Genomic DNA, 17,957 nt, shown 5'->3' with positions numbered 1-17,957 from the left:
TTACTTCTCCACCCTCGCAAAACGCAACAGGGAATGGCAATAGCCGATATCGTCGCGGGTCGTGATCAATTGCAGGCCAGCGGCTTCTGCCAGGCGCACATAATCACCGCTCTCATAAATCTTGCTGTTACCACTGGCCATGGCCGTGAAATAAGGTGAAGTATTGATGAGGCAAAATGCGGCGATATCATAACGCTGCCTGTCCCAGAATGTGTCCATGATCAGCAATTGCCCGTTAGGGGCCAGCGCTTTGGCAGCGCGTTGCAGGATACTGGCAATGGCAGACTCTGAAAAACAGCTGAGGAACTGGCTCATCCAGATCATGTCCATGCCATCAGGCAAGGCAGCTTCATTGTCCAGCAAATCGATAGAGTGGAAATGGGCGCGCTCACGCACACCTGCGGTTTTCAGATTTTCTTCCGCCACCGACAACTGACGTGGCAAATCCACCAGATGCATTTCTACAGCAGGATTGTAGGCCAGCGCTGCACAACTGAATTTGCCAGTGTTGGCACCGATATCCATCAGCTTGCGTGGTGCTGTTGCAAACACGTCAGGCAAGATGCTGGGGAAAGAAGTATCAGAATAATGATGGTCGAAAGCAAACCAACTGGTCTTCGCCGGTTCTGGCAACTGCGACAGACCCTGATACAGCGTGGGCCAGTTACCCAAGGCGCTCAGGCCCAGGGGTTTTTCATTATCCAGTGACTCGTCAAGCTTGAACAAACCTTCGTAACAGACATCGTGATTGAAATCGAGATTGACCTGGGTGATGGAATCAGTCAGCACACAATAGCCAGCCTTGTCGAGCACATAAGAACCGGCACTCAGATACACCACGCCCGATGAAAGACAGGTTTCCAGTACGACCTTCAATACATATTCAGTCCACTTGCCTGTGGCTGCCATATCGGCAATAGTCAGACCTGTGCCTCCGGCATCGGCAAGTGCCTGCAACATGCCGCGCTTCCAGGCATAGCGTACACATTGGAAAACGACAGGACCAAAGGCAATCTTTTGCGCTTCAAAACGAGCGGCAAAAGCGGATTGGCGTTCAGGAGAAAATTTCTTATCTAGCATGCGGGCTTTTCATTAGCGAAAATAATACGACCACCGGCATGTTGCCCGGCCTCAGAAAAATAACGGAATTGCAGACTGTCTTTTACTACCTCATGTACCAACTCCAGCATGACTGGCACTTCAGGATGGATCACATGCTGGAACTTCAGCGCATGAACAGACTTGAATATGGGTGGCAATGCAAAATACTCGCGGGCATATTTGATGACCCAATCGAGTTGCACTACCCCAGGCAGCACAGGTGCCACCGAAAAATGTCCATCAAAATAAAACAGAGTTGCTGGTACGATCAGCTCAAACAAGACTTTTTCTGGTGCTTGTTCCAGCAGACGTATTTGTGGCAAACGTGGGCGCGGATCCCCCGCTTCATCCAGCAAGGCATGCAATTGTGCGATTGTAGTCTTGCCCTGTGCATTGACTGGCATTTGATCCAGATAACGCCAGCGACGTGGCAAGGCAATCGCTTCCACCAGCTCGCTCAATATTGCACGCATGCGCAGGTTGAACGCCCTCTTCCCTTCCAGTACCAGTTGTTGACGACCTTGTTCAGTCGTCACGATAAAGGCAGACAGTTTTTGTCTTTGTCCAGGCACTTCATGATCCGCGATCACCCTGGCTTCACTGACCAGATCAGAGGCCAATAAAGCCTGTTCGATGGCATCGAGAGAAATACGTTTTTCTTCGATTTTGACGATACGGTCACTACGTCCCTGCAATAGCAAACGACCGTTATCTGTCAATTGCGCCTTGTCAGCCAGGCGCAACCAGTCTGTTTGGCCCAGGTGCGGCGAACGCACTTCCAGTAAATCTTCTTCTGCTATACGCAAATCGACCTTGGGTAAAACCTCCCAGCTTTCGATTGCGCCCGGTTTGCGCTGACGCCAGGCGACGCCACCGGTTTCAGAACTGCCATAGACTTCAAAAGGCACTTGCCCGAGCATATCGCCAACTGCATATGCAGTCTCTGCTGCCAGTGGACCACCGGATGAAAAGATGGCGCGCAATCTTTGCTTGCCAGCCTGCCAGTCCAGATGCTCTGGCAGTCGTTTCAGATGAGCTGGACTGGCAATCAAGGCGCATTCACGCTGCGCCAATATTTGCGCCAGTTGCTCAGGAAAGTTTACGCTCAAGGCATGAATAACGCGGCCTGCTGATAAAGGCCACAAGACCTTGAACAGCAAACCATAAATATGTTGATGCGATACGGTAGAAACAATCTCGGCATTGCCAAGACGCTGCCCAAATACCTGCTCCAGGCTAGCAACTTCACTCATCAGTTGCGACAGTTTTTTGGGTATGGCCTGCGGCTGTCCGGTACTGCCTGAAGTGTGCACGACCAGGCCTTTGAAATCGGGGTCGAATGCTTTCAATATCACAGGCACGGCATCAGTTGCCGCTTTTACCGGTTGATATTCTTCGGGGAACTCGCCCAGAAACGCATCCACAGATTTGGACAATGCAAGACATGTGGCAGGCAAGGTATCGGCTGTCAGCCATACCGTTTTATTTTCCAGCCAAGCAGCCAGCAAGGCAGCAGAAAACTCCAGGCTGTCTTCGAGATACAAGGCCAGTTGTGTTCCTGCCGTACTACGGACTGCAGCACTCCATGCACCTATGCGCTGCAAGAAGTCGCTATGCGATACTGCACCCTTGGCATTCCAGCCCATGATGGCGTGGCCGGGACGAGCTGCCAGCGCAAGGCAGGGATCGGGAGAAAAATCAGACATGATGAATTCGTTTAAAGCGCAGGCGCACCAGGTATTCGATGGCGAATAACAGCCCCATGAGGATATAGGCAATCACGCCGGTATACAGTGACCAGATAGCGGGCGAAGCCCACATGGCCGTAGCAAAAGCGATGCTCCCGTTGACGACGAAAAACACGCACCAGACTTGCGTCACACGGCGTGTGTAGGCGATTGCCACGTCAGGTAATTCAGGTTCGCGCAGGCGTGCGAATCGCTCCACCATGGACGGCGGCACTGCCAGGCTATATGAAAAAACAGCCAGCAATACGCCATTCACCAATACCGGATACAATTTAAGGGGCAATAATGCATTGGCCCACACAGCGCAGCCAGCCAGCAGCAAGGCGCATAACATGGACCAGCGCGCTACACGGCTGACCTTGAATGTCGGTAATCGGGTCGCCGCTGCCAATAGCAATAAGGCAGCCAGCCAGCGTGGTTCCACCTGCCCCTGGCCAAACCAGATGACGAGTGGATAAAGCACAGTAAGTATGACCGCAACAACGGTCAGGATTGCGCGAACTATGTTGACTGCTCCGCCTGCAGATTGAGCAGGGCATCAATCACGTCACCAATAGTACGTATCTTTTTAAATACCTCGGGTTGCAGACGCATGCCTGTCATTTGCTTGAGCTTGACTGCCAGGTCGACCGCATCAATGCTATCAATGTCCAAATCGGCATACAGATTGGATTCCATCGTCAAAGCCGATTTATCCAGCTCAAACATTTCAGCCAGCAGGTCCACCACCCAAACATAGAGCTCGTCTCTGCTCATTTCACTTACCACTACCATTACAGACTCCTTACTTCTTTCTATTTGCAGCAATTAATGCAGCCAATGCGTTCACCGATGCAAAGTGGCGACGCGTATCTTCGGAATCAGCTGACAGCGAAATACCGTAGCGCTTTTGCAAGGCCACGCCCAGTTCGAGCGCGTCGATAGAATCTAAACCCAGGCCTTCTACAAACAAGGGGGCATCGCTATCAATGTCAGCAGCTGTGATATCTTCCAGTTGCAACACTTCGATAATTAATTCTTTTACTTCTTGCTCAAGCATGACGTTGATTTTCCTCGGTAAAATAATGCTGCAGATGATCCGTCAAATGACGAGCTGCCATGACATCCGACTGGCCAGCACCAATAAAATGCTGGATCGGAATATCCTCTTTAACTGCTATTCTGAACTGCGCAAAACGTTCTGGTACATGCCACCATTTCTCACCCTTGCCCAAAGTTGGCGGGTCGCAACGTATCACTACCGGTGTTACCGCACAGACCCCACGTACAGCAATATTCGCTGCACCACGCTTCATGCATATGACACCATCAGCGGGAGTACGCGTCCCTTCAGGGAACACAATCAAATTATTGCCGGCCTGCAAGGAAGCTATACAGGCCTCCAGTAATTCTGTCCCCTGCTCATTACTGATGTAACCAGCAGCCCTTACTGGGCCGCGGGTAAAGGGGTTATTCCATAAATGGCTTTTGACGATGCAATCTGCATTCTTGACAAAGGCCATCAAAAAAACCGTATCAATCAGGGTAGGATGATTTGCCAGTATCAGCAAGCCACCACGCTCCAGCCTGTCCAGACCAGTGATCTCATAGCGCAAGACACCAAGCAGTCGCATCAGGCCGACAAAACCACGAAACGTCAGACGTATGATGTGGCGCGCTGCCTTGGTACGCTTTTGCTGTTGCCATACCAGCACATACAAAGCCGGAAACACCAGAACCCGCAACAATAAACCGCCTATGCCAAACGTCAGAAAACTGATGCCAGTGGCCAACACCCGCCAGCAACGGTCAAGCTTGTCAAACATGGCGCGACCACAACCAGCGTCGCTTACCGACTATACGCTGCATCTGCGCTTGCTCTCCGATTAAAAAACGCAACACTTCCAGGCCGCCAGACCTGTCATTGGCGTTTATTTCCCGTTCTTCAACTTCATCCCATTTCAGATGAATAGCGTCTTCCCGTGCTGGCACCATCAACCAGGCCCAGGCGTAAGGCTGTTCATCACAGTCTTGAAATGATGCAAAAACAGATGGCAAAATATTATCATAGGCCACCAGCATCACCATGGGCGCGCCATCTGCCAATAAGCCACATGCTTCAATGACTGCATGTTCCACTGTATTTTTTCCACCCGCCAGGGCGATATGATTGGCTTGATCCTTGCGCGCAATAGAAAACAAACCTGCGCTGGCATTGTGCACAGCCAGACCAAAGCCAGTCGGTGATACTGATGCATCCTGCATCAGCTCTGTCAATAAATCAACAGCGCGTGCCACCTCACCATGACGGGAACAAAATACCGTGGGAACATTAGTCTGCCCATTCAGGCACTGATATGCAACTTCCAGTGCCATTTTCCCAAGAAAACCGGCACGTCTGCGCAACATCGCTGGCATTATTGCAACACCAGGCTCAGCATCACCAGTCAGAGGAAATGGTGATATAGCCCATTCCTTCCACGCATCCCTGGTCGTGACACCAGGAGCCCAGGCGGCAAAGTTATCAATTGAGAAACGAACACCATGAACACGCATTATTATATTTTTTCATCCATTTTTAGCATGTCACTGCTCATATAAGTGTTGCCCTATACAATTTGTAACAAATGAGGGACGCATTATAGCAAAGCATGAATAGAGTCCACAATCTGATATATCGCAAGATCAATGGAGTTGTTTTTTAATTCAAGCCTTTGTTTCTCAAAGGAAAAATAGTGTCAGGCAAACGATGCGATATCTGATGTTTTGGAAATATGCGAGTCGTTGCCAATGTACAAACGACAAAACCCCCGCAACACTTTCATGTTGCGGGGGTTTTTATTCCGATACATTTTCTACAAGCTCACAGGATCGCAAACAAAGTGGAGCTCCATAAAATCTTAATGAGTATCCGTTGCAAGCTGACTTGCGGACTTGCCAGATAATTTGCGCCTGATCCTCCCAAGTAAGTGCTCAAAGTCATCAACATAAGTGAACACTGCCGGCACCACTAACAGACTCAGCAAGGTTGAAGTAATCAAACCACCGATTACCGCAATCGCCATCGGTGAACGGAAGCTGGGGTCAGCACCCCAACCCAGCGCCAATGGCATCATGCCCGCACCCATGGCGATGGTGGTCATGATGATGGGGCGGCTGCGCTTGTGACAGGCATCAACCAGGGCATCAAAACGGCTCATGCCAGCCTCTCTTGCCAGCACCGCATAATCAACCAGCAAGATCGAGTTCTTGGTGACGATACCCATGAGCATGATCAGACCTATCATGGATGGCATGGACAAAGCGCGACCAGTCACAAGCAAAGCGACGAATGCACCACCAATACTCAAAGGCAGAGCCGCCAGGATAGTCACCGGCTGCAAGAAGTCCTTGAACAACAGAACCAGCACACCATAGATGCACAGCACACCGATCAGCATGGCGATACCAAAACTGGCGAACAGGGCTTGCATCTCCTGTGCATCGCCAAGTTCAGCAATGCTGACTGATGGCGGCAGGTTTTTCATGCTTGGCAAGGCGCGTGCTTCTTCATTGACTTCACCGAGCTGACGGTTACCCAGTTCTACATCCAGGGTCACATTGCGTTTGCGATTCAGCCTGTCTATCTGCGCCGGGCCGGACTCCATGCTGACGCTGGCGACACTGCCCAGCATGACGGGTCCATTCTTGCCGGGTACAGTCAGGCGTTCTATCTCGGCCAGGTCAGCCCTGAAGCTATCAGGTAACTTGACGCGGATAGGTACCTGACGTTGTGACAGATTCAGCTTGGGCAAGGCCTGATCATAATCACCTGCAGTTGCCACACGCACTGTTTCACCTATGGCAGAAGCAGTCACACCCAGGTCAGCGGCTCTTGCCATATCAGGGCGAACAATGATCTCAGGACGTACCAGCGATGCACTGGAACTGACATTCCCTACACCTTTCAGCGTGCGCAATTCCCTCTCGACTTTTTGTGCCGCTTCCAGCAATGCCAACGGGTCTTCGCTTTGCAAAACCAGTTGCATTTTGACGCCAGTATCCGGCGGGCCTACCGTGAATCTGGCACCTGAAATGTCCGCCACCTCAGTACGGATTTTGGCATCAATATCGGCAATCGAATCCTTGCGCTTATTCCTGTGTACTGCTGTCACTGTCAAAACTGCACGTCTTGCTTCTGCTGCGGCACCCGGGGCAAATGCATCGCCACTGGAACCGCCGCCGATAGAACTGAAGACATTGATAATCTCCTTGTTCTTCATGATGGCGACACGTGCCTGCTCGGCAACTGAGCGGGTTTCTGCCAGTGTGCTACCCGGTGGCAACTCTATATTGACCTGTGTTTGTGCACGGTCTGCCGAAGGCACAAAACCAGTTGGCAGCAAACCGACCAAAGCTATCGAGGAAATAAAAAATACCGTTGCGGCTATCATGGTAATCAGTCGATGACGCAGACACCATTGCATGGTTTTCATGTAATGCGTCATGATCCAGCCGTCTTTTTGACCATGCACACCATCATGTTCGCCAGCTTTACCTGGCTTGGGTGCCTTCATGATGTAAGCAGCCATCATGGGCGTCAGCAAACGCGCCACGACCAATGACGCCAGGATCGCAATTACCGCCGTCCAGCCAAACTGCTTGAAGAATAATCCCGGCACACCACCCATGAATGCAGTAGGCAAGAATACCGCTACCAGGGCAAAGGTGGTGGCGATAACAGCCATACCAATTTCATCTGCCGCTTCCATAGCTGCCTGCATTGGCGTTTTACCCATGTGCAAATGGCGGGCGATGTTTTCAATTTCAACAATTGCATCATCGACGAGCACACCCACGACCAGTGCAAGCGACAGCAAGGTCACCGTATTCAAGGTATAACCAAAATACTTGAGACCGAGGAAGGTAGGTATTACGGACAAAGGCAATGCTGCCGCAGCCACCAGCGTCGCACGCCAGTCGCGCAAGAACCACCAGACTACCAGGATAGCCAGCAATGCACCCTCATACAGCAAGTCCATCGAACCATCGAAATTTTCCTCTACCGGCTGGGCATTATCTATAGCCTGATGGAACTTCATGTTCGGATGCGCAGCCTGCAGTTCATCCACTGCGGCATGTGAACCTTTGGCTACATCAACTTCACTGGCGCCCTTGGTGCGGAAAACTTCAAAGCCGACTACAGCTTTACCATCCAGCGTAGCCACAGAACGGGGCTCGCTGACAGTATCGAGCACACGTGCCACCTGATCGAGGCGTATATGCCTGCCATCCGGCAATGGAATATCGAGGATTGCCAGCTCAGCCGCAGTCTTGACAGTAGCGATGGTACGTACAGATTGCTCAGCACCACTGACATCGCCACGGCCACCCGGTGCCTCTTGTTGCACCAGTTTCAAGCGACGCGATACATCAACAGCAGCAACGTTCAAAGCGGCCATCTTGCTGGTATCAAGCTCAACCCGCACTTCACGGCTGACACCACCCATACGCCTGACTGCACCAACACCAGGTACGGCACGCAAACGTTTTGCCACAGTATTGTCCACGAACCAGCTAAGCTCCTGGGCGTCTGGTTTGCTGCTTTCGCCAGCAACGACCTTACTGTCTTTACCATCTTCTGCAGCTTCTACCGTGTAAGTCATGATGACACGGCCCGCAGTGGATGCCTTGGTCACGGTAGGGTCTCGCATTTCGCTAGGCAAATCGGCGCGCACGGTTGCCACGGCATCACGCACTTCATTGACCGCATCCGAGATCACTTTTTCAAGGATGAATTCGACAGTAACTTCGACATTACCATCCAGCACCTTGGTGTAGACGTTTTTTACACCTTGCAAGGAAGCGACCGCATCTTCTATCTTGCGGGCGACTTCTGTTTCCAATTGTGCCGGTGCGGCACCGGACAAAGGTGCGCTGACGGTGACTATAGGCAGCTCGATATCAGGAAAATCCTGGACTATGGTGGAGCGAAACGACAATATCCCTGCCAGCGTCAGCAAGATAAACAGCATGATCGCCGGTATGGGATTCTTAATGGAGAGGGAAGAGAAATTCACATGAACCCCTTAATTTTTTGCAGCAGCTACTGTGGCTGCGCTGGCTGCAGCAGCATTGGCAGGCTTGGTTGCGGCCACAACTTTTACCGTATCGCCATCATTGAGAAAGCCTGCGCCGCTGGAAACAATAGTACTGTCAGCGTTCAAACCAGAGACCACTTCCACCAGGTCGCCTTGTGCATTGGAAACGCGACGCCCGGTCTGCACTTTGATCTGCGTAACACGGCCATCAGCATTAAGACGGAAGGCATAGCTGAAACCATCCCTGACCACCACTGCCTGCTGAGGTATGGTCAGGGCCTGAGAGCTACCCATCACGAATTCGCCCTTGGCATACATGCCCGGCTTGAATGCCAGTGAGGCTGTGGCTGTCTGTGGTTTGGCAACATTAGCTGTATCTGGCACCAGATCAACATACACCAGGCCCATCCTGGTTTGTGCATCTACTGTTGGCGACACCACCCTGACCTTGCCCTTCCATTGCGTGCCGCCTGGTGCGGTAACAATGGCTTCAGTACCGGGCACTATTTTTGCCATTTCACTAGCCGTTACTTCAGCACGCCATTCCAGGCGGCCCTGACGTATCATGCGGAACAATTCTGCGCCATTACCAACGACAGAACCCAGGGTAGCCGCACGTGCAGTAATGATACCGCTGTCGGGGGCAAGAACGCGGGTATGGCGCATACGTAATTGCTGGGCTTCTACACTTGCCTTGGCCGATTCAACTCTGGCCTTGGCAGTTTGTTCTGCCGTCAGGTATTGACCGACTTGCTGGGCACTGAGTGCACCGCTGGTTTGCAGAGCGCGGGTGCGTTCAGCATTGGCGGCGGCGTCAGCCAGATTAGCCTGCGCTTCGGCCAGACTGGCTTGTGCCAGCGCCAGATCGGCTTTCACGGTTTCACTGGCAAAACTGACCAGTAACTGCCCACGCTGCACCACATCACCGATATTGGCATGCAACTCCTGTATGCGCAGGCCAGTTGCTTCTGAACCTATCAAGGCCTCTTGCCATGCTGCGACACTGCCATTAGCAGCCAGTTTGATGACAAGATTGCCGCTGCTGGCTTTGGTCGTAGTGACAGTCAGGGCGGGCTTGACCTTGGCGGCAGGTGCCGAGGCACTGGCTGCCTTGGCAGGTTCATCAGCAGCATTGGATGTCGCCGACAGCCAGATGCCACCTGCGCCTACGGCAATCATGCCAGCCAGGCTCAGGGATAATGGTTTGCGTGAAATGAGTTTCATCATGTCTGATACGCTTTCTGTTTAATTTTTAAATTCAGGAATTTGTCTGGGGCTGGGCAGCAGCTTGCGCATTCAGGTCCCAACCGCCGCCCAAGGCACGGTATAGTGCGATCCAGGCACGGTTTCTTTCGAGCTGCAATGCGATCAGGGCAGACTGGGAAGCAAATGCGGTGCGTCGCGTATCTTCCAGTTCCAGCAAGCTGGCCATGCCCTTGCTGTAACGCTGGGCAGTTGCCTGCAAAGCCTGATCGTAGCCCTTTGCAGAGATTTCAGAATCAAGACGGCGTGCATCCGTGCTATTCAGGTTGACCAGTGCCTCCTCCACCTCGCGCACCGCTTGCCTGACCTTGCCGTGATAATTGCTGCTGGCATTCAGGTAACGTGCTTTGGCTGCTTCAATATTGGCCGTAGTCTGGCCGCCATTGAATATGGGCAGCGTCAATGCCAGTGGGCCGACAGACCAGGTATCCATCCTGGTCGTACTGCCAGCAACGTCATAGCGCATGGTGCCTATGGAACCACTGAGTGTCAGACGGGGATAACGTCGCGCCTCCGCTGCACCAACCTGGGCACTGGCGGTCGCCACTTCTTTCTCTGCTGCATACACGTCTGGTCTTTGCCCCAGCAATTGTGCGGGTAATGAGGTGACAGCCAAAGGCAGCAGGTTTTTGAAACTGGCCTGGGCAATTGTCAACAGTTGCCTGAGTTCTGGTTCTGGCTTGGCGGTAAGTGCGACCAGGGCTTTGACATCCAGATCACATAATGCTGCCTGTTGTATGGCACGGCTATTACCTTCAGCAGCGCTGGCGCGTGCCAATGCGGATGTCGCACTGGAAGACATACCAGCCTGGGTGCTGAGTTCAGTCAACCTGGCAGTTTCTGCGCGTGACTTGGCATCTTGCCAGGTCAGGTCAGCAGTTTGCTGGCAACTGATGACAGAGAAATACAGCTGCGCCACTTCCGCCGCCACCGATATCCTGGCATCATGCCAAAGCGCTTGCGTACCTTCCAGTTCTGCCTGGGCAGCCTGGTTCGCAGCGCGGTTTGCGCCAAATACATCAATTTCCCATGCTGTCTGCAAACCTGCCTGCGATGTGGTGGCGACTGGTACACCAGGCTGGTTTTTTGCCCGGGTCGCATTGGCAACCGCATCCAGTGAGGGCAAGAGTGCAGCGCCACTGGCAACTCTCGCTGCCCTGGCTGTTTCTATGCGTGACCAGGCTTGCGCAATGTTAGGGCTGACCTTTTGGGCAGACTCTATCAATTCCAGCAAACTGGCATCGCCATTGGCTTGCCACCAATTATGCAATTCAGTATTTTTTTCTGCGGCGGGCAATATCGCCTGCCATTGCGCAGGCACACTACCGGTACTGGATGTCAGAGGGCTTGTGGTCGAACATGCTGCCAGCAAGGCGGCAATGGCAGGCATAAGAATAAAACGTCGTATAGTCATATCGCTGTCGAAGAAGTTGGTTTATCAGTGTCAGAGTTTGCTACCAGCCGGCGCCGCTTTTCGTCTTCGCACATGGCGATGGCATAGTCCACCAGGCGGGAAGCATAGGCATCAATTGCCTTGGGTTTGGCGATCAATGCTGGCCTGGTCGCCTGTATCACGTCACCGCTGATCAACAGCGAAATGGCCAGGCCAGTAATCGAAATCGCCAGCCTGTGCACATCATCATCTGCCTTGGTGATGCCAAGATAACGGCACAAGAGCCTGACAAACCCCTGGTGCGAGGGCTTGATGACGGTGTCAATTTCTTCCATCCACAGGCCTGTGGGTTCCAGCATTTCACGAAAATGCAGCTTCATGCAAGTCTCGATGATTTCGCCCTGCTTCAGCGAATCCGTAAAGGTGCAGATCAGTTTCAACAAAATAGTACGCAAGTCTGCAACATCCGCTTCAAATATCTCAGGATCGACATTTGGATTGGTGCGCGGGTCATTGAACACCGCACGGTACAAACCTGCCTTATCAGAAAAATAGTAACTGATGGCAGAAATATTGACATTGGCTGCCTTGGCAATTTCACGTATCGAGGTTTTGGCAAAACCTTTTTCTGCAAATAATATCAAGGCCGTGTCCAGCAGGCGTGTACGCGCCTCAATACCATCGATACGCAATATTTTTCCGTCGGGTGTAGCTACCTGGCTATCTGGCTGAGTGTGCCGCGCTACGGCTTTTTTCTGGCTGGATGTTTTCATGCGGTGCATACTAGCACATAAATCAAACGTTTGATTTAACTATTCCACAGCAAAGCAAACGTCATTAGCAAATCGCAATCCAAACCAGATAGACAAATCCTTGCGAATCATAAGGATGTTGCCTGCTGTCACTGCATAGTCACATTGTCCGTTTAGGCTTCGCCTTACCCGCTTTCACAAACTCATTTGGCATCTCAAAATGACCCTGCTTACCTCCCCTGCTATCCGCCTGCTAGGCAATTTTAAAATTTCCCACAAACTCAGTTTTGTCGCCCTTGCCTTTGCAATCCCCTTGCTTGTCGTACTGGCCTTGCTATTTCAAAACCTGCGGGAAGATGTATTGCAAACCCAGGCAAAGCAAACCGCCATCAAAAGTATCGCGATAAAAAATGAGATACGTCTGTTGATACAAAAGCAGCGTGCCTTGCAACACATGCGCCTGCTTGGCAACAAGCAACTGACAAGCAGCATCACAGAAAATCAGGGCAAGATAGACGCATTACTTAAACAAACCGATCAGACCAGTCCGGTCAAAAATCTATGGGCTACCCTGCTGGCAAGAGAAAATCAGCTCAAGTCAGCAGAAAGTTTTATTGAATATACCAAGCTGTCAAATTCGCTGGAACTTGAGATTGCGGAAATTGCCAATAGTTCAAAACTGGCCCTGGATAGCGACTTAAAAACCCATCAGCTCGTCAACATTTATATCAACACCCTACCGCAGATAGAAGAGAAGTTATCCATCATCGCTGGTCGCGGAGCTGCTTATATTGACACCGGCTTATTCGAAGCCGGTGAAGATGTGATGCTTAACTCCCTGCATATGCTGGCAAAGCTCGATCTGTCCGGGCTGGCATTGAACATGCAAAACCTGGGCGCACCTGGCAAAGAATACGCTTTAGCAAATACCAACATGCAAGCCAGCATTGCTGAGGCAAAAAAATTCCTGGAGCGCTCACAAGATGAAGTGCTGGCATCGGTCAATCAAAGTAGCGGTGAAGCATTCCTGCAAGCAGGCACAGATAATTTGAACAAACTCGCCACGACCAAAATGGCGATCGCCAGCCTTATCGCCAACAATCTTGCCAATGAACTAGACAAGGCCAATCAGCGTGCCTGGCAAATGTCTGCAGGCATTATCTTGCTCTTGCTGATGGCCAGCTATCTTCTGGTGGCCATTTATCAGGCATTGACCTTGGATCTCAACACATTGACAAAAGCGATAGCAGAAACTGCCGCAGGCAATTTACAAAACCGCGTCAGCAGCCGTGGCAAAGATGAACTGGCACAGTTGATCAATGCTGTCGGCAGGATGAATGTGGAACTGAGTAACCTGGTTGCCAATATACGTCTGAGTGCGCAAACCGTAGATGTCATCGCCAGGGAAATTCACGATGAAAACACTGACCTGGCCAGCCGCACAGAAAGCCAGGCAACTTCCTTGCAACAGACAGCCACAGCAATTGATGAACTGACTGCCACCATTGCTGAAAACGCAGGCAATCTTGCACAGGCGAACAGCCTCATGCATAGCTCAGCTGAACGTGTGCAGCAAGGTCTGGAAGTCATGGAGAGCAGTATCCTGTCCATGCAAACCGTCAGCGCAAGCTCCAGAAAAATTACCGAGATCATCGGCGTTATGGATGGCATCGCCTTCCAGACCAATATATTGGCCTTGAATGCTGCCGTTGAGGCTGCCAGGGCTGGCCAGGAGGGCCGTGGCTTTGCCGTAGTGGCAGCAGAGGTGCGCAATCTGGCACAACGCAGCGCCAATGCAGCCAAAGAGATTAAAGGCCTGATCGCCTCGTCTGGCCAGGCCGTGGAAGCTGGCAGCAAAATGATTAATACAGCTGGCCAGACTATGCGCAATATTGCCGACAATGTGGAAGTGGTCACCGAGCTCATCAAGCAGATTGCCAAAGCCAGCCAGGAACAAAGCGTGGGAATTTCTGACGTAAATCAGGCGATAGGTGATATTGATCAAATCACGCAAGACAATACCCGTCTGGTTGAAATGGCGAGTGCATCCACTGCCAAACTGGAAGAACAGGCAGCTTCTCTGGGTGCCGCAGTGAGCGTATTCAAAACCCAGGCAGTAGTTGTCGCAGAAGCGCAACGCCTGCATCTCGCCAGCAACTCAGACGACCGTTTTACACTAACTGCGCCAGAGAAGAAAAAACTGGCGGCATAAAGTGAGCCGGCAACAATCAGTCGGCATCTCGCAATCATGAAAAAAACCACCGGGCAAATACGCTGGTGGCTTTTTTTGGTGTTGCAGTTGTTTGTGCAGTTGCCAGCACAGTTGTTTGATGCCTCAGATTTTATTCAAACCTTCAACAAACCCAGTATGGATTGCAATTCATCCCTGATCTGATGCAAATTCACCGGTTCTTCAACTGGCTCATTGGATGCTGACTCCGCATGACCGCCATTGACGTTAAGTTTATTTCTTGCGCCATTGATGGTAAAACCCTGCTCATATAATAATTCGCGGATACGGCGTATCAGCAACACTTCATGATGCTGATAATAACGACGGTTACCGCGACGCTTGACTGGCTTGAGCTGGGTAAATTCCTGCTCCCAATAACGCAGGACATGCGGTTTGACGCCACACAATTCACCAACTTCGCCTATCGTAAAATACCGCTTGGCCGGGATGGGCGGCAGTACAAAAGACTCAATCTTGATTTCAGTCATGGAAAATATCAGGCAGCATGGGCAAGAGGTTGATTACCGACATCGTCGACCATGCCTTTGAGTTTCTGGCTGGCATGGAAAGTAACGACACGACGTGCAGTAATAGGAATTTCTTCACCGGTTTTAGGATTGCGACCAGGACGTTGCGGCTTGTCACGCAACTGGAAATTGCCAAAGCCGGACAACTTGACGGCCTCGCCCCTTTCCAGTGCATCACGGATTTCATCAAAAAAAGTTTCTACCATGTCCTTGGCTTCGCGCTTGTTTAAACCTACATGTTCAAACAAGAGCTCGGCCAACTCTGCCTTGGTTAAGGTTGGTAATTCCTTTTCCGCCTGTGATCGCGCCCTGGCTTCTTGCATTGCGCGATTCAAATCAGCATCCAGCACCGACTGGAACTCAGCGGAAATCACATCATTCATTTCGAAACTCTTCTCAATTAATACTAACAATTACAGACAAGATCAACGCAGTTTGGCAGCAAATTGCTGACTCGCAGCTTGTACCAGGGCTTGCATGGCAGCCTCCACTTTATCGTCTTGCAGCGTACTTTGAGTATCTTGCAAGCTAAAGCGGAAAGCAAGACTTTTCTCATCTGCTTCCAGACCTTTTCCACGATATTCATCAAACAAAACAAAGCCTTGCACGATTTTACACGCTTCGTTTTGCTGCGTTTCCTGTTTGAAAACATCCAGCAGATTTTGCACTACAACTGTCTGTTTGACAACTAGCGCCAAATCGCGGGTGACTGCCTGGAACTTGGATATTTCCTGATATGAGGGCACCTGCACTTGTTGCAAGGCTGTCACATCAACTTCAAATACCACTGGTGCTAAAGGCAGGTCATATTTTTGCTGCAGGCGCGGGTGCAATTCGCCAATAAAGCCGATCACTTTACCATCAAATTCTATGCTTGCACTACGGCCAGGATGCAGGGCGACGTGCTCATTTTTGACGAAACGCAAAGAGCCAGGTGCAAACAGCGCTTCCAGATCAGCCTTGATATCAAAGAAATCGACATTGCGGGTATCCTGCCCCCACTGCTCTTCTGCTACCGGGCCATAGGCCAGTGCGGCCAAACGCTTGGGCTGATTGTAACCAGCCACTTCCAGCGGACCATCCTGCACACTGGCATCTTGCAAATACACTGCACCGATTTCAAAAATGCGTACGCGGTTCAGTTTGCGGTTCAGGTTATAACGGGTATTCGCCACCAGGCTGCCTATCATGCTGGTACGCATGACGCTCATCTGGCTGGCAATAGGATTGAGCAATTTGACTGGCGCATCATTACCAGCAAAATCTTTTTCCCATGCCTCTTCTACGAAGCTGTAATTCACGACTTCTTGATAATCCTGGTCAGCCACGAGGCGACGCACAGCAAACAGCGAACGCTGATTTTCTGGTGCGATCAGCATGGCATTGGCAGCTACTGGCGGCAGTGCCGGAATATTTTCAAAACCATAAACACGCGCTACTTCTTCGATCAGATCTTCTTCAATTTCTATATCGAAGCGATAAGATGGCGGTGTCACCAGGAACTCACCTGGTTGCTGGGTGAACTGCAAACCCAGGCGTGTGAAAATATCAGCAATCCTGGCATCATCCAGCGCTACGCCGATAACTTTGACAGCGCGCGCTGTACGCAGCTTGACTGGCAGACGTTGTGGCAGATTCACGATCTGGTCATCCACCGGACCCAGCTTGACTTGCTCGTTACCACCACAAATTTCGACGATCAGGGCACTGATACGCTCTATATGTTCAACGATGGATGCAAAGTCCACGCCACGCTCAAAGCGATGCGCTGCATCGGTAGAGAAATTGAAGCGACGGGCACGGCCCTGTATCGCTTGCGGCCACCAGAAAGCGGCTTCCAGATAAATGTTTTGCGTATCCAGCGTCACAGATGTGGAATCGCCACCCATGATACCGGCCAGGGATTCGATTTCTTTATCATCAGAAATGACACCAACCCAGTCATCTACCTCAACGGTATTGCCATTCAGGAGCTTCAGCGATTCACCTGCCTTACCCCAGCGCACTTCCAGGCCACCGTGGATCTTGTCCAGGTCAAACACGTGGGAAGGACGGCCAAGTTCCAGCATGACATAGTTGGAAATATCCACCAGTGCAGAAATAGGACGCTGACCACTGCGTTCCAGTCTTTGCTTCATCCATTCTGGCGTTGCCGCACGGGCGTTGACGCCACGGATAACACGGCCGGCAAAACGACCGCACAGGTCAGGCGCACTGACTTTAACAGGCAGGGTTTCTTGCAAAGTCACTGGCAGCACGGCTACCTCTGGCAATTGCATGGCTGTGCCAGTCAGAGCAGATACTTCACGTGCCACGCCGAGTACCGACAGGCAATCTGCCTTGTTCGGCGTCAGCTTGATGGTGAATTTCAGGTCATTGAGTTGATAGTAATCACGGAAGTTCTGGCCGACTGGTGCATCAGATGGCAAGTCCATCAAACCACCATGGTCTTCCGACAATTTCAATTCGCGGGCGGAGCACAGCATGCCGTAGGATTCAACGCCGCGCAGTTTGCCTATCTTGATTTCAAATGGCTTGCCATCTGCACCAGGAGGCAGGATGGCGCCCACCATGGCGCAAGGCACTTTCATGCCTACACGTACATTCGGTGCGCCGCAGACTATGTTAAGCAAGCTGCCGGTGCCTACATCAACCTGACAGACATTGAGCTTGTCAGCATCAGGATGCTTGGCGATTTCGCGGATTTCCGCGACGACGACATTATTAAATGGAGGAGCAACCGGCTCCACCTCTTCGACTTCCAATCCCGACATGGTGAGCAGATGGGACAACTCATCCGAAGTCATCTTCGGATCGACCATGGTACGTAGCCAGTTTTCAGAAAATTGCATAATTCAGCCGTCTAATGTTGGATGCAGGG

The 17,957-nt window shown here is 51.4% G+C and carries 15 protein-coding genes; 1 reads left to right on the top strand and 14 read right to left on the bottom strand.

All coding sequences use genetic code 11. From position 1 onward, the window contains the following. From AC3WQT_RS05325 to AC3WQT_RS05275, 11 genes are all read right to left on the bottom strand, one after another. Positions 1-1,080 (bottom strand): class I SAM-dependent methyltransferase, encoded by a 1,080-nt coding sequence (locus AC3WQT_RS05325; protein WP_492702764.1) that lies wholly within the window; start codon positions 1,078-1,080, stop codon positions 1-3. Continuing rightward, complete coding sequence (locus tag AC3WQT_RS05320; protein WP_492702763.1) at positions 1,074-2,807, bottom strand: ApeI family dehydratase; 1,734 nt, start codon at positions 2,805-2,807, stop codon at positions 1,074-1,076. Before AC3WQT_RS05320 ends, AC3WQT_RS05325 begins: the two co-directional genes overlap by 7 nt. Then, complete coding sequence (locus AC3WQT_RS05315) at positions 2,800-3,312, bottom strand: COG4648 family protein (protein WP_492702762.1); 513 nt, start codon at positions 3,310-3,312, stop codon at positions 2,800-2,802. Before AC3WQT_RS05315 ends, AC3WQT_RS05320 begins: the two co-directional genes overlap by 8 nt. 38 nt (positions 3,313-3,350) lie before the next feature. Continuing rightward, entirely contained in the window at positions 3,351-3,605 is a 255-nt protein-coding gene (locus AC3WQT_RS05310; RefSeq protein WP_423002811.1) for an acyl carrier protein, read from the bottom strand. A 28-nt stretch (positions 3,606-3,633) separates the two neighbouring features. Next, positions 3,634-3,888: a phosphopantetheine-binding protein gene (locus AC3WQT_RS05305; protein WP_423002813.1), complete on the bottom strand. Its 255-nt coding sequence runs from the start codon at positions 3,886-3,888 to the stop codon at positions 3,634-3,636. After that, positions 3,881-4,654 (bottom strand): lysophospholipid acyltransferase family protein, encoded by a 774-nt coding sequence (locus AC3WQT_RS05300; protein WP_492702761.1) that lies wholly within the window; start codon positions 4,652-4,654, stop codon positions 3,881-3,883. Before AC3WQT_RS05300 ends, AC3WQT_RS05305 begins: the two co-directional genes overlap by 8 nt. Beyond that, positions 4,647-5,384, bottom strand: coding sequence for a beta-ketoacyl synthase chain length factor (locus tag AC3WQT_RS05295; RefSeq protein ID WP_492702760.1), 738 nt, complete (start codon positions 5,382-5,384; stop codon positions 4,647-4,649). The genes AC3WQT_RS05300 and AC3WQT_RS05295 overlap by 8 nt, the downstream gene beginning before the upstream one ends. A gap of 344 nt (positions 5,385-5,728) precedes the next feature. Then, positions 5,729-8,887, bottom strand: coding sequence for an efflux RND transporter permease subunit (locus AC3WQT_RS05290; RefSeq protein ID WP_492702759.1), 3,159 nt, complete (start codon positions 8,885-8,887; stop codon positions 5,729-5,731). Between the two features lie 9 nt (positions 8,888-8,896). Further along, positions 8,897-10,135 (bottom strand): efflux RND transporter periplasmic adaptor subunit, encoded by a 1,239-nt coding sequence (locus AC3WQT_RS05285; protein WP_492702758.1) that lies wholly within the window; start codon positions 10,133-10,135, stop codon positions 8,897-8,899. Between the two features lie 31 nt (positions 10,136-10,166). Further along, positions 10,167-11,585 (bottom strand): efflux transporter outer membrane subunit, encoded by a 1,419-nt coding sequence (locus tag AC3WQT_RS05280; protein ID WP_492702757.1) that lies wholly within the window; start codon positions 11,583-11,585, stop codon positions 10,167-10,169. Further along, positions 11,582-12,337 (bottom strand): CerR family C-terminal domain-containing protein, encoded by a 756-nt coding sequence (locus AC3WQT_RS05275; protein ID WP_492702756.1) that lies wholly within the window; start codon positions 12,335-12,337, stop codon positions 11,582-11,584. Before AC3WQT_RS05275 ends, AC3WQT_RS05280 begins: the two co-directional genes overlap by 4 nt. 199 nt (positions 12,338-12,536) lie before the next feature. Here AC3WQT_RS05275 and AC3WQT_RS05270 point away from each other — a divergent pair, with 199 nt between their 5' ends. Continuing rightward, entirely contained in the window at positions 12,537-14,528 is a 1,992-nt protein-coding gene (locus AC3WQT_RS05270; protein ID WP_492702755.1) for a methyl-accepting chemotaxis protein, read from the top strand. A gap of 134 nt (positions 14,529-14,662) precedes the next feature. Here the strand turns inward: AC3WQT_RS05270 and AC3WQT_RS05265 are convergent, their stop codons facing one another. The 3 genes from AC3WQT_RS05265 to pheT all read right to left on the bottom strand — a co-directional run bounded on the left by AC3WQT_RS05265 (position 14,663) and on the right by pheT (position 17,928). Further along, positions 14,663-15,037, bottom strand: coding sequence for a MerR family transcriptional regulator (locus tag AC3WQT_RS05265; protein ID WP_162041789.1), 375 nt, complete (start codon positions 15,035-15,037; stop codon positions 14,663-14,665). Positions 15,038-15,045: 8 nt separating this feature from the next. Further along, on the bottom strand, positions 15,046-15,399 hold the full coding sequence (locus AC3WQT_RS05260) for an integration host factor subunit alpha (RefSeq protein ID WP_456243381.1): 354 nt from the start codon (positions 15,397-15,399) through the stop codon (positions 15,046-15,048). 102 nt (positions 15,400-15,501) lie between these two features. Continuing rightward, positions 15,502-17,928 (bottom strand): phenylalanine--tRNA ligase subunit beta, encoded by a 2,427-nt coding sequence (pheT, locus tag AC3WQT_RS05255; protein ID WP_492702754.1) that lies wholly within the window; start codon positions 17,926-17,928, stop codon positions 15,502-15,504. Between the last annotated feature and the right edge of the window lie 29 nt (positions 17,929-17,957).

Source organism: Undibacterium sp. FW305-107, assembly GCF_058788535.1.
Note: the sequence above shows the minus strand (reverse complement) of the source record. Positions and strands in the feature narration are given on the sequence as shown.

Coding starts and splice junctions, on each gene's coding strand:
- AC3WQT_RS05325 (WP_492702764.1), bottom strand. CDS start 1,080: ATGCTAGATAAGAAATTTTCTCCTGAACGCCAATCCGCTTTTGCCGCT.
- AC3WQT_RS05320 (WP_492702763.1), bottom strand. CDS start 2,807: ATGTCTGATTTTTCTCCCGATCCCTGCCTTGCGCTGGCAGCTCGTCCC.
- AC3WQT_RS05310 (WP_423002811.1), bottom strand. CDS start 3,605: ATGAGCAGAGACGAGCTCTATGTTTGGGTGGTGGACCTGCTGGCTGAA.
- AC3WQT_RS05305 (WP_423002813.1), bottom strand. CDS start 3,888: ATGCTTGAGCAAGAAGTAAAAGAATTAATTATCGAAGTGTTGCAACTG.
- AC3WQT_RS05300 (WP_492702761.1), bottom strand. CDS start 4,654: ATGTTTGACAAGCTTGACCGTTGCTGGCGGGTGTTGGCCACTGGCATC.
- AC3WQT_RS05295 (WP_492702760.1), bottom strand. CDS start 5,384: ATGCGTGTTCATGGTGTTCGTTTCTCAATTGATAACTTTGCCGCCTGG.
- AC3WQT_RS05285 (WP_492702758.1), bottom strand. CDS start 10,135: ATGATGAAACTCATTTCACGCAAACCATTATCCCTGAGCCTGGCTGGC.
- AC3WQT_RS05280 (WP_492702757.1), bottom strand. CDS start 11,585: ATGACTATACGACGTTTTATTCTTATGCCTGCCATTGCCGCCTTGCTG.
- AC3WQT_RS05275 (WP_492702756.1), bottom strand. CDS start 12,337: ATGAAAACATCCAGCCAGAAAAAAGCCGTAGCGCGGCACACTCAGCCA.
- AC3WQT_RS05270 (WP_492702755.1), top strand. CDS start 12,537: ATGACCCTGCTTACCTCCCCTGCTATCCGCCTGCTAGGCAATTTTAAA.
- AC3WQT_RS05265 (WP_162041789.1), bottom strand. CDS start 15,037: ATGACTGAAATCAAGATTGAGTCTTTTGTACTGCCGCCCATCCCGGCC.
- AC3WQT_RS05260 (WP_456243381.1), bottom strand. CDS start 15,399: ATGCAAGAAGCCAGGGCGCGATCACAGGCGGAAAAGGAATTACCAACC.
- pheT (WP_492702754.1), bottom strand. CDS start 17,928: ATGCAATTTTCTGAAAACTGGCTACGTACCATGGTCGATCCGAAGATG.